At 54.4% G+C, this 14,831-nt stretch carries 16 protein-coding genes; 11 read left to right on the plus strand and 5 right to left on the minus strand.

Going from position 1 to position 14,831, the window contains the following annotated elements; translation table 11 throughout:
- Positions 1-624: 624 nt before the first annotated feature.
- The 3 genes from FY046_RS18165 (at position 625) to FY046_RS18175 (ending at position 4,271) form a co-directional block, all read left to right on the plus strand.
- Positions 625-1,227, plus strand: a complete 603-nt coding sequence (locus FY046_RS18165) for a DsrE family protein (protein ID WP_133845906.1) — start codon at positions 625-627, stop codon at positions 1,225-1,227.
- Positions 1,228-1,523: 296 nt separating this feature from the next.
- On the plus strand, positions 1,524-3,134 hold the full coding sequence (locus tag FY046_RS18170; protein ID WP_133845907.1) for a sensor domain-containing diguanylate cyclase: 1,611 nt from the start codon (positions 1,524-1,526) through the stop codon (positions 3,132-3,134).
- Between the two features lie 81 nt (positions 3,135-3,215).
- On the plus strand, positions 3,216-4,271 hold the full coding sequence (locus FY046_RS18175; protein WP_167864721.1) for an AI-2E family transporter: 1,056 nt from the start codon (positions 3,216-3,218) through the stop codon (positions 4,269-4,271).
- 55 nt (positions 4,272-4,326) lie between these two features.
- Here the strand turns inward: FY046_RS18175 and bcp are convergent, their stop codons facing one another.
- Together bcp and FY046_RS18185 are read right to left on the minus strand one after the other, a co-directional pair.
- The gene (gene bcp, locus FY046_RS18180; protein ID WP_133845909.1) at positions 4,327-4,794 is read right to left on the minus strand and encodes a thioredoxin-dependent thiol peroxidase; all 468 of its coding nucleotides are present in this window, start codon (positions 4,792-4,794) and stop codon (positions 4,327-4,329) included.
- An 83-nt stretch (positions 4,795-4,877) separates the two neighbouring features.
- Complete coding sequence (locus tag FY046_RS18185; protein WP_133845910.1) at positions 4,878-5,429, minus strand: glycine cleavage system transcriptional repressor; 552 nt, start codon at positions 5,427-5,429, stop codon at positions 4,878-4,880.
- Between the two features lie 143 nt (positions 5,430-5,572).
- Between FY046_RS18185 and dapA the strand changes: the two genes are divergently transcribed.
- The 6 genes from dapA to ypfH all read left to right on the plus strand — a co-directional run bounded on the left by dapA (position 5,573) and on the right by ypfH (position 12,169).
- Positions 5,573-6,451 (plus strand): 4-hydroxy-tetrahydrodipicolinate synthase, encoded by an 879-nt coding sequence (gene dapA, locus FY046_RS18190; protein ID WP_133845911.1) that lies wholly within the window; start codon positions 5,573-5,575, stop codon positions 6,449-6,451.
- A gap of 15 nt (positions 6,452-6,466) precedes the next feature.
- Entirely contained in the window at positions 6,467-7,495 is a 1,029-nt protein-coding gene (gene bamC, locus FY046_RS18195; RefSeq protein WP_133845912.1) for an outer membrane protein assembly factor BamC, read from the plus strand.
- Positions 7,496-7,656: 161 nt separating this feature from the next.
- A complete protein-coding gene (gene purC, locus FY046_RS18200; RefSeq protein WP_133845913.1) occupies positions 7,657-8,370 on the plus strand; it encodes a phosphoribosylaminoimidazolesuccinocarboxamide synthase in 714 nt (237 codons plus the stop codon).
- Between the two features lie 166 nt (positions 8,371-8,536).
- Positions 8,537-9,397, plus strand: a complete 861-nt coding sequence (gene ypfJ / locus FY046_RS18205) for a KPN_02809 family neutral zinc metallopeptidase (protein WP_133845914.1) — start codon at positions 8,537-8,539, stop codon at positions 9,395-9,397.
- Between the two features lie 5 nt (positions 9,398-9,402).
- Positions 9,403-11,400: a tRNA(Met) cytidine acetyltransferase TmcA gene (locus FY046_RS18210; protein WP_167864722.1), complete on the plus strand. Its 1,998-nt coding sequence runs from the start codon at positions 9,403-9,405 to the stop codon at positions 11,398-11,400.
- Positions 11,401-11,482: 82 nt separating this feature from the next.
- Positions 11,483-12,169, plus strand: a complete 687-nt coding sequence (gene ypfH / locus FY046_RS18215) for an esterase (protein ID WP_446186340.1) — start codon at positions 11,483-11,485, stop codon at positions 12,167-12,169.
- Between the two features lie 98 nt (positions 12,170-12,267).
- On the opposite strand, the gene FY046_RS18220 is transcribed toward ypfH, so the two are convergent.
- The 3 genes from FY046_RS18220 to FY046_RS18230 are packed head-to-tail and all read right to left on the minus strand — an operon-like array spanning position 12,268 to position 13,980.
- A complete protein-coding gene (locus FY046_RS18220; RefSeq protein ID WP_062744795.1) occupies positions 12,268-12,456 on the minus strand; it encodes a YpfN family protein in 189 nt (62 codons plus the stop codon).
- A 10-nt stretch (positions 12,457-12,466) separates the two neighbouring features.
- Positions 12,467-13,594 carry a succinyl-diaminopimelate desuccinylase gene (gene dapE, locus FY046_RS18225; RefSeq protein ID WP_133845916.1) on the minus strand — a complete coding sequence of 376 codons (1,128 nt, stop codon included), beginning with the start codon at positions 13,592-13,594 and terminating at the stop codon, positions 12,467-12,469.
- Positions 13,595-13,596: 2 nt separating this feature from the next.
- Complete coding sequence (locus FY046_RS18230) at positions 13,597-13,980, minus strand: ArsC family reductase (protein WP_446186341.1); 384 nt, start codon at positions 13,978-13,980, stop codon at positions 13,597-13,599.
- Positions 13,981-14,235: 255 nt separating this feature from the next.
- On the opposite strand from FY046_RS18230, the gene FY046_RS18235 reads away from it, so the two are divergent.
- Together FY046_RS18235 and ypfM are read left to right on the plus strand one after the other, a co-directional pair.
- Positions 14,236-14,430 carry a hypothetical protein gene (locus FY046_RS18235; RefSeq protein ID WP_133845918.1) on the plus strand — a complete coding sequence of 65 codons (195 nt, stop codon included), beginning with the start codon at positions 14,236-14,238 and terminating at the stop codon, positions 14,428-14,430.
- Between the two features lie 284 nt (positions 14,431-14,714).
- Positions 14,715-14,774, plus strand: coding sequence for a protein YpfM (gene ypfM, locus FY046_RS18240; protein ID WP_133845966.1), 60 nt, complete (start codon positions 14,715-14,717; stop codon positions 14,772-14,774).
- Positions 14,775-14,831 lie beyond the last annotated feature (57 nt).

Genomic DNA, 14,831 nt, shown 5'->3' on the forward strand with positions numbered 1-14,831 from the left:
AATGTTCTGCATGTACGTAGAAAAAGACGCACTAATTCCACATCTTAAACCACAGCCCGGGGCGAATGAAATGGCTAAAATAGTGACGTCTGCCGGTACTCGTCAATTACGCACACGATGTTGCGGTAAAAAACTGAACAGGGCGGTGTGGGGGCGCTCCCCGACAGAGCAGGTGAATGTCGCTCTCATCGGCGCAATGGTTCGGCTTAAATTTAAAAGTTAGGTAAATTTAATCAGTTTTATTGATAGTGGCATGCTAATTGACCAGGTTTTTTCTTAAAAACGTCCCTGTCGTAGGAGAGGGCAGTGTAAGACGACATAAGCAAAATTATCATTGGCTGGGGGGCGGGTGAACAATGGCGAACCATTAAAAAGTATAAAGATATCCAGTCAGTTACGGTAATAACAATGATCTGACGGCGAGAGGGACCCGCGACTGTAGTTTGGTATGGACCTGCCTGATGACGGCTGTCTACGGGCATTGTTAGCTGATGCTACACAGTGACGTTCCGGCACTGTTTTAGAGGGGGACTATCCAGCCTGTATGATGAAAAACGCCGGTAAGCGTTTGTGATGAGGCTGTGTAATATCGCAGTCACAACGGTGTTTTGCGGAGAGTTCCTTATGCGTTCTGTGGTGTCTTATGTTCTGATTGCGGCTGTCGCGGGTTTTGTCGGGGCCAGTTTTACCAAAGCGCCTGAGCTTATCGACAAGATCAGCAATCGTGTTGCACCGGTCAGCGATCCTGAAGGGTTTTGGTCAACGCCCGCCATTGAAGGTTATGGGAAAATGCACTACGAGTCAGATGTTGCTTACAAACCCAACATCAATGACAGCAATAAAATTGTTTTCCAGATTACCCGCGCCGAAAACGCACCCCAGGACCCGAACCTGGGGCTGGAACGTGTGGCGCGTGTGGTGAATCTGTATGTGGCGTCCGGTGTTCCGACAGAAAAACTGAAGTTTGTGGTGTCAGTAACGGGGGAGGGTACGCCCGCCATGCTGAACAATGAGCAGTATCACCGGATTTATGGCATCGATAATCCTAACCTGAAACTGATTGGCGCCCTGCGTGCCAAAGGGGTAGATGTGTCCGTGTGCGATCAGTCTGTGGCCTTCCATCATTTCCAAAGCAACTGGATTGATCGGTCGGTTACCCATGCACTCTCTAGCCCAACAACCGTATCGACCCTTGAAAATCAAGGATATGCTTTCCTGTCGATGTAGACGGCTGTTCCGTGCGGGCCCTCGGCCCGCCTGGCCTCGATTTTCCTCTCCTTCGCTGCATTGCTGCGCTGCATGATTATCTCGCTTTAACCAAAATATTTATTGGCCCTGCGCGATTCAGAATATTCCCAAATCGGCTGAGAGGTGTACAATTGGCACGTGCTTTACCAGGGCATAACTCGCACTCAAAGACATACTCCGCATTTTTCACACCTGCCGTGTGAAGCCGATGGGGTATTAACGCGCATAATAAAATATAAGGCGCAGATGATGATGTTTCTCACGAAGGTGAGTCCATGTTGAGGCTATCGCGGCCAAAAACGGACTTGCGCACCCTTATTACGCTGCTGGCTGTCGCCAGTATCGTGATCACACTCGCTAATTCTCTGTACGCCAGCTGGCGTGTGCAGCGCGATGTGCTGATCGGTAACACACTGGAATCAAACCGGGTTTATGCCACCAAGCTGGCCTCCACTACCGAAGTGTTTTTCCAGTTGGCTGAGTCACAGCTCTCTTACAGCGCTAAAGTGCTGGGTAATGGCCTGGGTAACGATGCCACTCTGCAGGATGAAGTCGATCGCCTGCGCGAACAAACCAACAGTTTTAACTCCGTGGTGATTGTTGATGCCAACGGCTGGGTGCGCGCGATCTCGCCGGAGTCGTTGATGCTGAAAGGCATGCATCTCAGCTCCAGCGCGGCAAAACAGGCGCTCACAGAACGCAAGCCACTGGTCAGCCCGCCAACGATGTCTGCTGCCAATAATCTGCTGGTGTTTATCTCCTGGCCGATCTGGTCGAAAACCGGCAGCTACCTCGGCTATGTCGGCGGCTCTATTTACCTGAAGAAAAAAAGCATCCTTAACATTCTGCTGGGCGAGCAGTTCTATCGCGACGGTTCGTCATTGTATGTGATCGATGAAAAGAACCAGGTGTTATATCACCAGGATCGTCAGCTGATCGGGAAAACCATCGATCCGTTAATCGGTAACGAACAGCGTAAAAAATCCAGTAATGGCCATCAGCAGGTGACCGCCGAAAACGGTGATGCGATGCTGGCGGGCTATGCCAATGTACCGACGGCAGGCTGGACCATCGTGGCGCTTAAACCCACGGAGGCCACGCTGGCGCCGCTGAACAGCCTGTTGCTGAAAGTGCTGAAGCATTCGGTGCCGTTTGCTCTGCTGACGCTGATTATTGCGCTGATCCTTGCACAACGCATTGCACTGCCGCTATGGCAGCTGGCGCGCAAGGCCAGCCAGATGGATACGCAAAATGTCTCGAAAGAGATCAACAGCATCCGCTCCTGGTATTATGAGGCGTCACAGATCAAACGTGCGTTGCTGGTCGGGATTTCACTGATGCAGGATAAAATTGGCCGCCTGAAAAGTGAAGTACAGACTGACCCGATGACCAGCCTGCTCAACCGCCGTGGCCTGAATGCGGTACTGGACTATTTTCTGGCCACCACCCAGCCTTTTGCCGTGCTGGCACTGGATATCGACTACTTTAAACGGGTGAATGATACGTTCGGCCATGATGCAGGTGACACGGTGATCAAAACCGTGGCGCGTCAGCTGGAGCAAAGTGCCAGGCAGACCGATGTGATCTGCCGTAATGGCGGTGAAGAATTCCTGATGATCCTGCCGGGCGCCGATCGCGATGTGGCCATGATGATTGCTGAACGTGTGCGTAAGCGCATTGAAGCGCTGTCGCTGGATCCTGTCGGCCATATTACAATTTCAGTGGGTGTGGCTTTCTGGTCACCGGAAAGTGGCAATACCATGGATCAGACCTTCAAGCTGGCGGATGATGCGCTATATCAGGCAAAAAATGCCGGACGCAACCGGGTGATTGTCGCGAAAAATATCACTGAACCGCCTGCCGTTGTGCAGGTGCTGCCGCAGTAGTTTTTACGCCCGCTCTTGTTTTCACAAGGGCGGGCCGTATCAGGTACACTCTTCTTTATTCTTTTTCAGGCAAGGACTCCCATGCTGGAACTTCTTACGCAATGGTATCGTCGCCGTTTCAGCGATCCCCAGGCGATTGCGTTGCTGGTGATTTTAATCGCTGCATTTTGCATTTTGTTTTTCTTTAATGGCCTGCTGGCCCCGCTGTTAGTGGCGCTGGTACTGGCTTATCTGCTGGAGTGGCCAACGGTGCGGCTGGAGCGGCTTGGCTGCTCGCGCACCTGGGCGGTAACGCTGGTGCTGATTGTCTTTGCAACGCTGCTGCTGGTTCTGATGCTGGTGGTGGCCCCCGTGGCATGGCAGCAGGGCATTAATCTGACCCATGAGCTGCCCACCATGCTCACCCGCCTCTATCAGTTTGCCCTGCGTCTGCCGGAGCGTTTTCCTACGCTGATGGATGTGGGAATTATCGATATTGTGGTGGAAAACCTGCGCAGTCGCCTGAGTGGATTGGGTGACCAGGTGGTGAAATATTCTCTCGCCTCGCTGGTGGGGTTGATGACACTGGCGATCTATCTGGTGCTGGTACCGCTGATGGTGTTCTTTCTGCTAAAGGACAAAGAACAAATGCTGAGTGCCATTCGGCGTGTGCTGCCACGTAACCGTGGCCTGGCCGGGCAGGTCTGGATTGAGATGAACCAGCAGGTGTCTAACTACATTCGCGGTAAAGTGCTGGAGATGATCGTGGTCGGGGTGGTCAGCTGGCTGGGCTTCCTCGCGATTGGCATGAACTATGCGCTATTACTCGCGGTGCTGGTCGGTGTTTCCGTGCTGATCCCCTATATTGGTGCGATGGTGGTGACCATCCCGGTCGTGGGCGTTGGGCTGGGGCAGTGGGGATTGTCCGGTGACTTCTGGACCATGATGATGGTGTATCTGGTTATCCAGGCGCTGGATGGCAATATTCTGGTGCCTGTGCTGTTCTCAGAAGCCGTGAACCTGCATCCGCTGGTGATCATCCTGTCGGTGGTGATTTTTGGCGGGCTATGGGGATTCTGGGGCGTGTTCTTTGCGATCCCGCTGGCGACGCTGGTCAAAGCGGTCGTACATGCCTGGCCGGATGAGTTGGCCAAATAATCACGGGTTAAATCGTTACGGGTCGACCGGAAAAAGGCCGACCCGCACGTTCAAATCATGCTGACTTGAGGTAATCCATCACGATATCGTGGTGGTTGCTGGTTTTGAAATCATCAAAGACTTTCTCGACTTTACCATCCGCACCGATCAGGAAGCTGGTACGGTGAATCCCATCATAGGTTTTCCCCATAAAGGTTTTCTCGCCCCAGATACCAAACTGTTCAGAAACCTGGTGGTCTTCATCAGAGAGCAGGGTGAAGTTCAGCAGCTCTTTCTCAACGAAGCGCGACAGTTTTTCCGGCTTATCGGTGCTAATGCCTAAGACATCAACGCCAGCATTTTTCAGCTCATCCATGCTGTCACGCAGACCGCATGCCTGTACGGTGCAGCCTGGTGTCATCGCTTTCGGGTAGAAATAAACCAGAACGCGCTGTCCCTGGAAGTCGGCTAAATTTACTTGTTCGCCATCCTGATCGGGCAAGCTAAATTTCGGTGCGGTATCACCGGCTTTCAGTGGATTCATCACAACTCTCCGTTTTTATCATCATGCTATGGGGACATTCTATGGGTAAATGTGCGCACTTTCTCTCTCGCGGTTAGCCAGATTTACGCTCCGTGATGAGAAACCACCTTAATAGTGCCTTGAGCATTGAGTTCTGTACAGAGTCGGTTAAACGCTTGCTCAATAAATGAAGCATCCTGACTGGCCGGACTGTGGGCGGTTATCTGAATATAGAGCAGTGGAGGCTGATTTTCATCTGCTGGCTGCGTCCGTGAGACGAGCTCTGCAATATTCATCTGATGCGAATCAAACAGGTCGGTAAAGCGTTCAATGATATGCGGGGAGTCGGTTACATCCACCTGAACCCACACCGTGACGGGCATCGGAGGACGTGTGCTGGCGCTGGTGCGTTTCATCACGATCAGCAATTCCAGTTCGGCTCCTTTTAATGGCAGAGTGGATTCAATCAGGGTGATGGCATTCCAGCTACCGGATAACAGCATGATAAAGGTGAATTCGTCGCCCAGCATAGCAAGCCGGCTATCTTCAATGTTACATCCGCAACTGCTGACATGACGGGTGATGGCATTGACGATCCCTGGGCGGTCTACCCCAAGGGCAGTGATAACCAAATGGTGTTGCGATGACTGTGGCAAAATCAAGCTTCCTGTCCAAATACTAATAACTATAAGGTAAACATAAAAAAAACTGCTGACAAGCGCTTGAGCCGCCCTGCGCGCTTGCTTTTACTGCTCGTACAAACGTACCATGAAGCACTTGTTTGTCGAGGGGATGGCTAATGTTCACGGGAAGTATTGTTGCACTCGTTACGCCGATGGATGACAAAGGTAATGTCTGCCGTGCGAGTCTGAAAAAACTGATTGATTACCATATTGCCAGCGGCACCGCGGCAATTGTTTCTGTAGGAACGACAGGCGAATCTGCCACCCTCAGCCATGATGAACATGGTGATGTGGTGATGCTGACGCTGGAGCTGGCAGATGGCCGTATTCCGATTATTGCCGGGACCGGTGCAAATGCCACGGCTGAAGGCGTCTCTCTGACCAAACGTTTCGAAAACTCCGGCGTTGTCGGTTGCCTGACCGTCACCCCTTATTACAACCGTCCTACTCAGGAAGGGTTGTATCAGCATTTCAAAACCATCGCAGAAAGCACCGCTCTTCCGCAGATGTTATATAACGTACCGTCACGTACCGGCACCGATTTGCTGCCGGAAACCGTCGGTCGGCTGGCCAAAATTAAAAATATTATCGGAATCAAAGAGGCCACCGGGAACTTATCGCGGGTAAGTCAGATCCAAGAGCGTGTAAATGAAGATTTTGTGCTGGTGAGCGGCGATGACGCCACCTCGCTGGACTTTATGCACCTGGGCGGGCACGGCGTTATTTCCGTCACGGCAAACATTGCCGCACGTGAAATGGTTGAACTCTGTGCTCTGGCACAGCAGGGCAACTTTGCTGAAGCACGCCTTCTGAACCAGCGCCTGATGCACCTGCATCAGAAACTGTTTGTTGAACCGAATCCTATCCCGGTGAAATGGGCTGCGAAACGATTAGGATTAATAGCAACCGATACGCTGCGTCTGCCTATGACGCCGCTGACCGATGCCGGTCGTCCGGTTGTTGAGCAGGCACTGAAAAACGCTGGCCTGCTTTAAATTTAGGGAGAATTAATGGCTTACTCAGTACAAAAGTCCACGGTAGCGAAAGTGGTGGGACTGTCGTTGGTGATGCTGCTTGCAGCATGTTCTAACGACCAACGTTACAAGCGTCAGGTGAGCGGTGACGAATCCTACCTGCAGGCAGCCGATCTTAGCGATCTGCGCGCACCTGCTGGCATGATCCTGCCGCTGCAAAATGGCGACTTTGACATACCAAACGTCAGCAGCAAAGGGCAGGTGGGTAAGCAGTTGGATATTCGTCCACCAGCCCAGACGCTGGCGCTGATGAACGGTACGCGTAGCCAGTTTGCCGGCAATACCGGTACGCTGCTGGTCGATACCCGTAGTGCACTCTGGCCGCAGGTTGTTGATGTGGTGCAGGCTGCCAAGTTCCCGATCGCTGACCGTCAGGATGCTCGTCAGTCGCTGACCACCGATTGGGTCCAGTGGAACCGTGCTGATGAAGACAACCAGTATCGTGGTCGTTATCAGTTAAGCGTTCAGCAGCAGGGCGGTCAGCAGGCGCTGACAGTGAAACTGCTGGAGTTGCAGCAGGAGGACAAAGTCGTCACGTCCCCGGTGCAGATCCAGCGTTACACTGCGCAGATGTTGAACGAGATCAGCACCGGTCTGGATAAGATTGAAACTGGCCGTGAAGATGCCGCCGCCAGCCGCAGCCCAACGCAGATTGATGTGCAGAGTGGGGCGGATGATACCGGTCTGCCTAACCTGATCCTGCGTGCGCCATTCAACGTTGTCTGGCAGCGTCTGCCAGCGACCCTGAACCGCATGGGTATGGAAGTCACGGATAACAACCGTTCACAGGGTAGCCTGAACGTGACGTACAAAGCGCCGGGTAGCAGCACCTTTGATGAACTGGGTGCCAAAGATCCTGAACTGAAAAATGGTGACTACAAACTTCAGGTCGGTGACCTGGATAACCGTAGTAGTCTGCAGTTCCTTGATCCGAAGGGTCATCCGCTCACCCAGTCGCAGAATGATGCGCTGGTGGCGGTGTTCCAGGCCGCATTCAGCAAGTAAGCCAGGAAGGCCAGAGATTCTCTGGCCTTTTTTATTTGGTATTACGTAAACGATTGCTTCGGTTTTTTACCCGCGGAACATATAATTCCGCCAGGCAAAATTTTAACGGGACGGCACCGCCGCCCTGATAGTGTCACTTATATCGTTTGGAGTTAAACAAGATGCAGAAAAAAGCTGAGTTGTATCGCGGCAAAGCGAAAACCGTTTACAGCACCGAAAACCCGGATCTGTTGGTACTCGAATTCCGTAACGATACGTCAGCGCTGGACGGTGAGCGTATCGAACAGTTTGACCGTAAAGGAATGATTAACAACAAGTTCAATTATTTCATTATGACAAAACTGCAGGAAGCCGGGATCCCAACACAGATGGAAGCCCTGCTCTCTGATAACGAAGCGCTGGTGAAGAAGCTGGATATGGTGCCGGTGGAATGCGTAGTGCGTAACCGTGCGGCCGGATCTCTGGTAAAACGTCTGGGCGTGGAAGAGGGCCTGGTGCTCAATCCACCGTTGTTTGACCTGTTCCTGAAAGACGATGCTAAACATGACCCGATGGTCAACGAGTCTTACTGTGAGACCTTCGGCTGGGTCAACAGAGAAAATCTGGCCCGTATGCGTGAGCTGACCTACAAAGCGAACGACGTTCTGACTAAGCTGTTCTCGGATGCCGGTCTGATCCTCGTCGACTTCAAGCTGGAATTTGGTCTGTTCAAAGGCGAAGTGGTGCTGGGCGATGAGTTCTCCCCGGACGGAGCGCGTCTGTGGGATAAGGAAACCCTGAACAAGATGGACAAAGATCGCTACCGCCAGAGTCTGGGTGGCCTGATCGAAGCATACGAAGAAGTGGCGAATCGTCTGGGTGTGAAGCTGGACTGATTGCCGGGCGCGGTTGATCCGCCCCATCACACTGCATTATGGAAAGGTCAGGCTTGCCTGGCCTTTTTTGTTATATCCTTTCTACCCCCCGCGTTTTCTGGTGTTCCCCGCTGCGTCAGACTAAAATCGACTGATATGTTGTTGTGATGATCACGAGGGAAAATTTATGCGCTGGCAAGGGCGTCGCGAAAGCGACAATGTGGAAGATCGCCGTAACGAATCCGGGACGGTTGGCGGTGGGCGTATACGTATTCCCCGTGGCAAAGGGGGCATTGTTCTGCTGATCCTGGTGGCGATCGCCAGCTACTATGGCTACGATCTGACGCCATTGCTGACCGGGGACACCACCTCGATGTCACAAACGACTCAGCAGCAGCGTCGGGTCACGCCGAAAGAAGATGAAGCGGCACAGTTCACCCGTACCGTTTTTGCCCTGACGGAAGATACCTGGCAGAAGCTGTTCCAGCGAATGAATAAGACCTGGCAGCCGCCCACGCTGGTGATGTACCGCGGCCAGACCTCAACCGCCTGCGGCAGCGGACAGTCGGCAATGGGGCCGTTCTACTGCCCGGCAGACAGTAAAGTGTATATCGACCTCTCCTTCTATGACGAAATGACCAACAAACTGGGTGCGGGTGGAGAATTTGCTCAGGGCTATGTTATCGCTCATGAAGTGGGCCACCATGTGCAGCACCTGTTGGGTATTGATAAAAACGTTCGCCAGTTGCAACAGAACGCCGGACGCGCCGAAGTGAATCAGCTGTCAGTGAAAATGGAATTGCAGGCCGACTGTTTTGCCGGCGTCTGGGGCCACTATATGCAGCAGGAAAATATCCTGGAAACCGGTGACCTTGAGTCGGCGCTCAATGCTGCTCAGGCCATTGGTGATGACCGCCTGCAACAGCGCAGCCAGGGGAGAGTGGTGCCGGACAGCTTTACGCACGGCACTTCGCAGCAGCGTTACACCTGGTTTAAGAAAGGTTTCGACAGCGGCAATCCTGGCCAGTGTAATACCTTTGCGGGTTAACGCGGGTGCATGATCTGATAACGGCAACGGCTCAGATTGAACGACAGGGCTGGCGCCGTCTGCTGGTGATCAGCGGTGAGCCTGCGTGGTGCACACAGCAGGCCGCTGATGTGATGGCACAATTGCCCGGCGACTGGTTGTGGGCGGGGAAACCCGAGGGCACCGGGCTTTTCTGTGAGCCACAGGCCATCCGCACGCTGCTGGGGCGGGAGTTCCACCATGCCGTGTTTGATGCCCGTGACGGCTTTCATGCTGAGGCTTTTGCCGCGCTGGCGGGTACCCTGCGTGCCGGCAGCTGGCTGCTGCTGCTGGTCCCCGAATGGGACGGCTGGGCGCAGTGCCCGGATGTCGACTCACTGCGCTGGAGTGAGGGAGACACGCCCTGTGCCAGCACGCACTTTGTGCATCATGTTCAACAGTCGATACTGGCCGACCCGCGCGTTGTGCTGTGGCGTCAGCCTTTTCCCCAAACGCTTTCCCCTGTTGCTATCCAGCCCGACTGGCAGGTGGATCATCGCGCGCAGCAGAACATTCTCACCGAGCTTCTCAATGCCACCCCCGGGATTTATGCGCTGACCGCTGCCCGCGGGCGTGGAAAATCTGCACTGGCGGGGATGCTGGCGGCTCACTGGCCAGGACGTTGTCGGGTGACCGCGCCTGGCCGGGTGTCGACGGATGTGCTGGCGCAGTTTGCCGGAGAACGCTTCCAGTTTGTGGCACCAGACCGGCTGCTGGCAGAAGCAGAACAGTGTGTACCCGGCGTTGACTGGTTGCTGATTGACGAGGCTGCCGCCATTCCGGCACCGCTGTTGCAGCGGCTGGTGACATTATTCCCCCGGGTGCTGCTGACCACCACCGTGCAGGGCTACGAGGGCACCGGGCGTGGCTTTATGCTGAAGTTCTGCGCCTCACTGCCCGCGGTGACGCACTACCAGCTTGATGAGCCGCTGCGCTGGGCGGCTAACGATCCTCTGGAGCAGATTGTCGCCGGGATGCTGCTGTTCGAGGATGGCAGCGCTGAGCCACAGCAGGGAGCCATTCACTACAGCGCGCTGGAGCAGGATGACTGGTTGCGGCAGCCGGCCCGCATGACGGCGATCTATCAACTGCTGACCAGCGCCCACTATCGCACTTCGCCGCTGGACCTGCGCCGCATGATGGATGCACCGGGTATGCATTTTCTGGTGGCCACGCAGGCAGAGAACGTGCAGGGCGCGCTATGGCTGGTCGATGAAGGCGGATTATCAGCGGAGCTGGCGGCGGCGGTATGGGCAGGCAAACGGCGTCCGCGCGGTAATCTTGTTGCTCAGTCGCTGGCGGCCCACGGGGGGTCACTGGTTGCGCCGCAGCTACGTTCACGGCGTATCAGCCGCATTGCCGTCTCACCGCTGCTGCGCGGACGCGGTATCGGACAGCAGCTGATCGCCCATGCGCTTGAGCATACCCAGGGGCTGGACTATCTCTCGGTCAGCTTTGGCTTTACCGAACCGCTGTGGCGTTTCTGGCAGCGCTGTGGTTTTAAGCTGGTGCGCATCGGTAGCCAGCGTGAAGCCAGCAGCGGGTGTTATGCGGCGATGGCTGTGCTGCCGCTTAGTTCTGCGGGGCAGCGCCTGACCGCTGGTCTGGTTCAGCAGCTGGCGCGGGACGGTTACTGGCTGCGTCAGCAGGTCGATGGGCAGGACCTGCCGCTGGCAGACCACAAGGATCTGATGCTGACGGAAGATGACTGGCAGGCGTTGTGCGGTTTCGCCTGGGCACAGCGGCCCTTTGAGGCCAGTTTTGCTGCGCTGGGGCGTCTGGTCAGCCAGCATGTCGGTACACTGCCGCTTCTGCATGCTGCGCTGCTGGAGGGGCAGTCAGCGGCCGACATTTGCGCGCGATTCACTCTGAGCGGACGTAAAGCATTGCTGGTGGCGTGGCGACAGGAGGTACAGCAGGCACTGATCGGGCTGGATGCCTCCCGGGCGCAACAGTGCGAGCAGTGGATCAACTCGTTGCAATAAATCCAACATCATCGTCAAAAATACGCCATTTTCATTATCGCTGAGGGGCGTATGATCGTCTTATCGCATTAAGGAGATCCTGATGAAATATGACCATGTTGTCGTCCATAACCCCTCGTTACCCCCGAGCCAACTGTTTTTGCTGTATCACGCTGCGGGCGATAATCCGGTCGCCATGAGTGAAATTGGCCGCTGGTTTACCGGCGCATTTCCCCGTGCGTTGGTGGTGAGCATCGGCGGACCGGAGCAGAATGCGGAAGGGGGATTCCAGTGGTTTGATCCCTCTGCGGCCGAACCCCAGCAGGCGGTGGCGGAGGTGATGGACGGGTTTATCGCCAGCGTTCGCCACTGGCAGCAGCAAAGCGGTGTCAAAGCCGATGCAACGGCGCTGATTGGCTTTTCCCAGGGGGCAACGATGGTGCTGGAAGCGGTGAAGTCACATAGCGGGCTGGCAGGGCGGGTGGTGGCGTTTAGCGGGCGCTATATCACGTTGCCGCATCAGGCAAGCACACGCACCACCATCCATTTGATCCACGGTGATAATGATACTGTGCTGCCATTGACCCATGCGCTGGACGCAGAGGAGCGGTTAACGGCGCTCGGGGGCGATGTCACTCTGGATATCGCCCCCGACCTTCCCCATGCCATTGATGACCACGCGATGCAGTGTGCGCTCGAACGCCTGCAATTTACCGTGCCGCGTCGCTACTTTGATGAAGCGTTTAGCGGCAGTAAACCGGGCGATGAGGATGTTGTGGCGTTGATGTGATGCGGGGGATCGGGGCGGACCGGAAAAGAAAGTCCGCCCCTGCAATGAACGCACAAAGGCCGATCATCTGTTTCGATCGGCCTTTGTGTTTCATGGCGCTATTTCTTTTTCGGCCAGTCGTCTTCGTCATCCCACTTATCGTTGAAATCACGATGCGGAGGCAGTTCGGGTTTGTTATCGAGAAACTTTTTGTGATCGATACGCTTCAGGTCTTTGTAGACGTTCATCAGAATACCAATCATCAGCAGGATCACCAGGATCCACCAGTAATGTTTTATAAATTCCATCATCTCACCTTTATGCGATCAGCTGTTCCATGATCCGCTGGTACATGCGGCTAAGGAGCTGCAGGTCGGCGGCTTTGACGCACTCATTGATTTTATGAATGGTGGCATTCACCGGGCCGAGTTCCACAACCTGTGCGCCCATACGGGCAATAAAGCGTCCGTCAGAGGTGCCGCCAGTGGTTAACAGTTGCGGCTTGATCTCATTATAGTGCTCAACCGCGTTGACCACCGCATCCACCAGTTTCCCGCGTGATGTCAGGAAAGGTTGCCCGGAGAGTGTCCACTCAATGCTGTAACGCAACTGGTGGCGGTCGAGCAGCTCCTGCACTTTCTGCTGAATCAGTACATCGGTCAGCTCGGTACTGAAACGGAAATTGAACTGCACAAAACAGTCGCCGGGAATGACGTTGTTGCTCCCGGTGCCGGCCTGGACGTTGGCAATCTGCATGCTGGTCGGCGGGAAGAATTCATTACCGCGATCCCACTCGGTAGCGACCAGCTCGTTCAGCGCAGGCATCGCCCGATGTATCGGGTTATCAGCCAGGTGCGGATAGGCCACATGGCCCTGAACGCCGTGGATAGTCAGATTGGCGGTAATCGAGCCGCGACGACCGTTTTTGACCACATCGCCCACCACTTCGGTGCTGGAGGGTTCGCCTACCAGGCAGTAGTCCATGCGTTCGTTGCGCGCCATCAGCGCTTCCACCACCTTAACGGTGCCATGAGTCCCGCTGGCCTCTTCATCGGAAGTGATCAGGAAAGCCAGACGCCCTTTATGATTCGGGTGTGCTGTGACAAAGCGTTCAGCGGCAACGGTCATCGCGGCCAGCGACCCTTTCATATCAGCCGCGCCACGGCCAAATAGCATGCCGTCGCGGATCGTCGGTTCAAACGGGGGATTGATCCACAGATTTGCATCGCCGGTGGGCACCACGTCAGTGTGGCCGGCAAACGCCAGTGTTTCGCCTTCGCCGCGCCATGCCCAGAAGTTCAGCGTGTCGCCCATATTCATCGGTTCGATAGTGAAACCCAGCGCCTGGAGACGGGCAATCAGAATCGCCTGGCAACCCGCATCGTCAGGGCTGAGGGAAGGGCGACGAATAAGCTGCTGCGTCAGCTCAATGACCGGACAGTGCATAATTATGACTTCTCCTGGATAAACGGCGTATAGGTGGTTTCACTAAAGCCCAGCAGCATAGAGCCGTCTGGCGCACAGAGCAACGGGCGTTTAATGATTGCAGGCTGTGCCAGCATCAACTTCAGCGCAGTTGCTGGATTATCCACCGCATTACGCTCCGACTCTTCCAGTTTCCGCCAGGTAGTGCCCCGGGTATTGAGCAGCGCCTGCCAGCCGAGCGTATCGATAAAGCGCTGGAGCAAAGCGGCATCCAGCCCGTCTGCGCGGTAGTCATGGAACTGATAGTCCACGCCCTGGCTTTCCAGGTATTTACGGGCTTTTTTGATGGTGTCGCAGTTTTTAATGCCGTACATCGTTAAGGTGTTTTTTGCGGTGTTGTGTGTCATGAAAAAAGGGTTCCTGTGCCAGTGAATACGCGCCTGGCATACAGTCTACAGCGGATGGCACCAACAGGCAGCCCTTAGGGTGAGGAAAGACGGTGACATCTGAAGAACGTTTGATGCGCAGTCAGTAAAAGTCAGACTTCTGTACCCTTCTGTTTTTTGTGGGATTCATCTATATTCGGGAGAGCTCAACGTAGCATTATTGCTATGAGCACCGTTTACCAGGGCAGAAGGCCCGCGATCGAGAGGAGGGGAGCGATGAACTACATGAAAGAGTCTGCCGCACATACGGTGGAAGAAACCCAGTCGACCATTGTGCTGAAGCGTAAAAAGAAAACCCGCTGTGAAGAGTTTGCACATGTTGTTGACGCGGTGATGCGTGAACATCCCGATGCCAAAACGCATATCGACAGCGAAAGCGGCGGTTATGACAAAGTGATCATTCTCAAGTAATGATGCATCCGGCCCCGCCAGGGGTCGATGTTTTACCTTTCTGGCAACGATCGTGACAGGTGACATCCTCCGGCAGTGGATTTTTTGGGTCAACAGCGCAAAAGCCTATTCTGTGCTACTGCTAATAATTTCCTGCGAAATCATTACCCGCGAACTGTGCGTTGCCACACAAATTCATCACGCGCCCTTTAAAGGGTTTCCGCCGATAGCAGCAATTGTGATCCCCGTCTTTCTTTTGCTTAGGAATACTCTTAAAATAAACCTACAAAATAAGAGAGGATATTATGATTGATTTAGAACTGGGGAACTGGAAAGACTTTATCGAATCAATGTTACGTAAGTAATGAATTTGAGAAAAGAAAAGCACGGCGACTGCATCAAAATGCTTTACCTTCAGTTAC

This window comes from Erwinia sp. 1181_3, assembly GCF_052824965.1.

Coding starts and splice junctions, on each gene's coding strand:
- FY046_RS18175 (WP_167864721.1), top strand. CDS start 3,216: ATGCTGGAACTTCTTACGCAATGGTATCGTCGCCGTTTCAGCGATCCC.
- FY046_RS18220 (WP_062744795.1), bottom strand. CDS start 12,456: ATGGAATTTATAAAACATTACTGGTGGATCCTGGTGATCCTGCTGATG.
- FY046_RS18230 (WP_446186341.1), bottom strand. CDS start 13,980: ATGACACACAACACCGCAAAAAACACCTTAACGATGTACGGCATTAAA.
- bamC (WP_133845912.1), top strand. CDS start 6,467: ATGGCTTACTCAGTACAAAAGTCCACGGTAGCGAAAGTGGTGGGACTG.
- ypfH (WP_446186340.1), top strand. CDS start 11,483: ATGAAATATGACCATGTTGTCGTCCATAACCCCTCGTTACCCCCGAGC.
- FY046_RS18170 (WP_133845907.1), top strand. CDS start 1,524: ATGTTGAGGCTATCGCGGCCAAAAACGGACTTGCGCACCCTTATTACG.
- ypfJ (WP_133845914.1), top strand. CDS start 8,537: ATGCGCTGGCAAGGGCGTCGCGAAAGCGACAATGTGGAAGATCGCCGT.
- dapE (WP_133845916.1), bottom strand. CDS start 13,594: ATGCACTGTCCGGTCATTGAGCTGACGCAGCAGCTTATTCGTCGCCCT.
- bcp (WP_133845909.1), bottom strand. CDS start 4,794: ATGAATCCACTGAAAGCCGGTGATACCGCACCGAAATTTAGCTTGCCC.
- FY046_RS18235 (WP_133845918.1), top strand. CDS start 14,236: ATGAACTACATGAAAGAGTCTGCCGCACATACGGTGGAAGAAACCCAG.
- dapA (WP_133845911.1), top strand. CDS start 5,573: ATGTTCACGGGAAGTATTGTTGCACTCGTTACGCCGATGGATGACAAA.
- FY046_RS18165 (WP_133845906.1), top strand. CDS start 625: ATGCGTTCTGTGGTGTCTTATGTTCTGATTGCGGCTGTCGCGGGTTTT.
- purC (WP_133845913.1), top strand. CDS start 7,657: ATGCAGAAAAAAGCTGAGTTGTATCGCGGCAAAGCGAAAACCGTTTAC.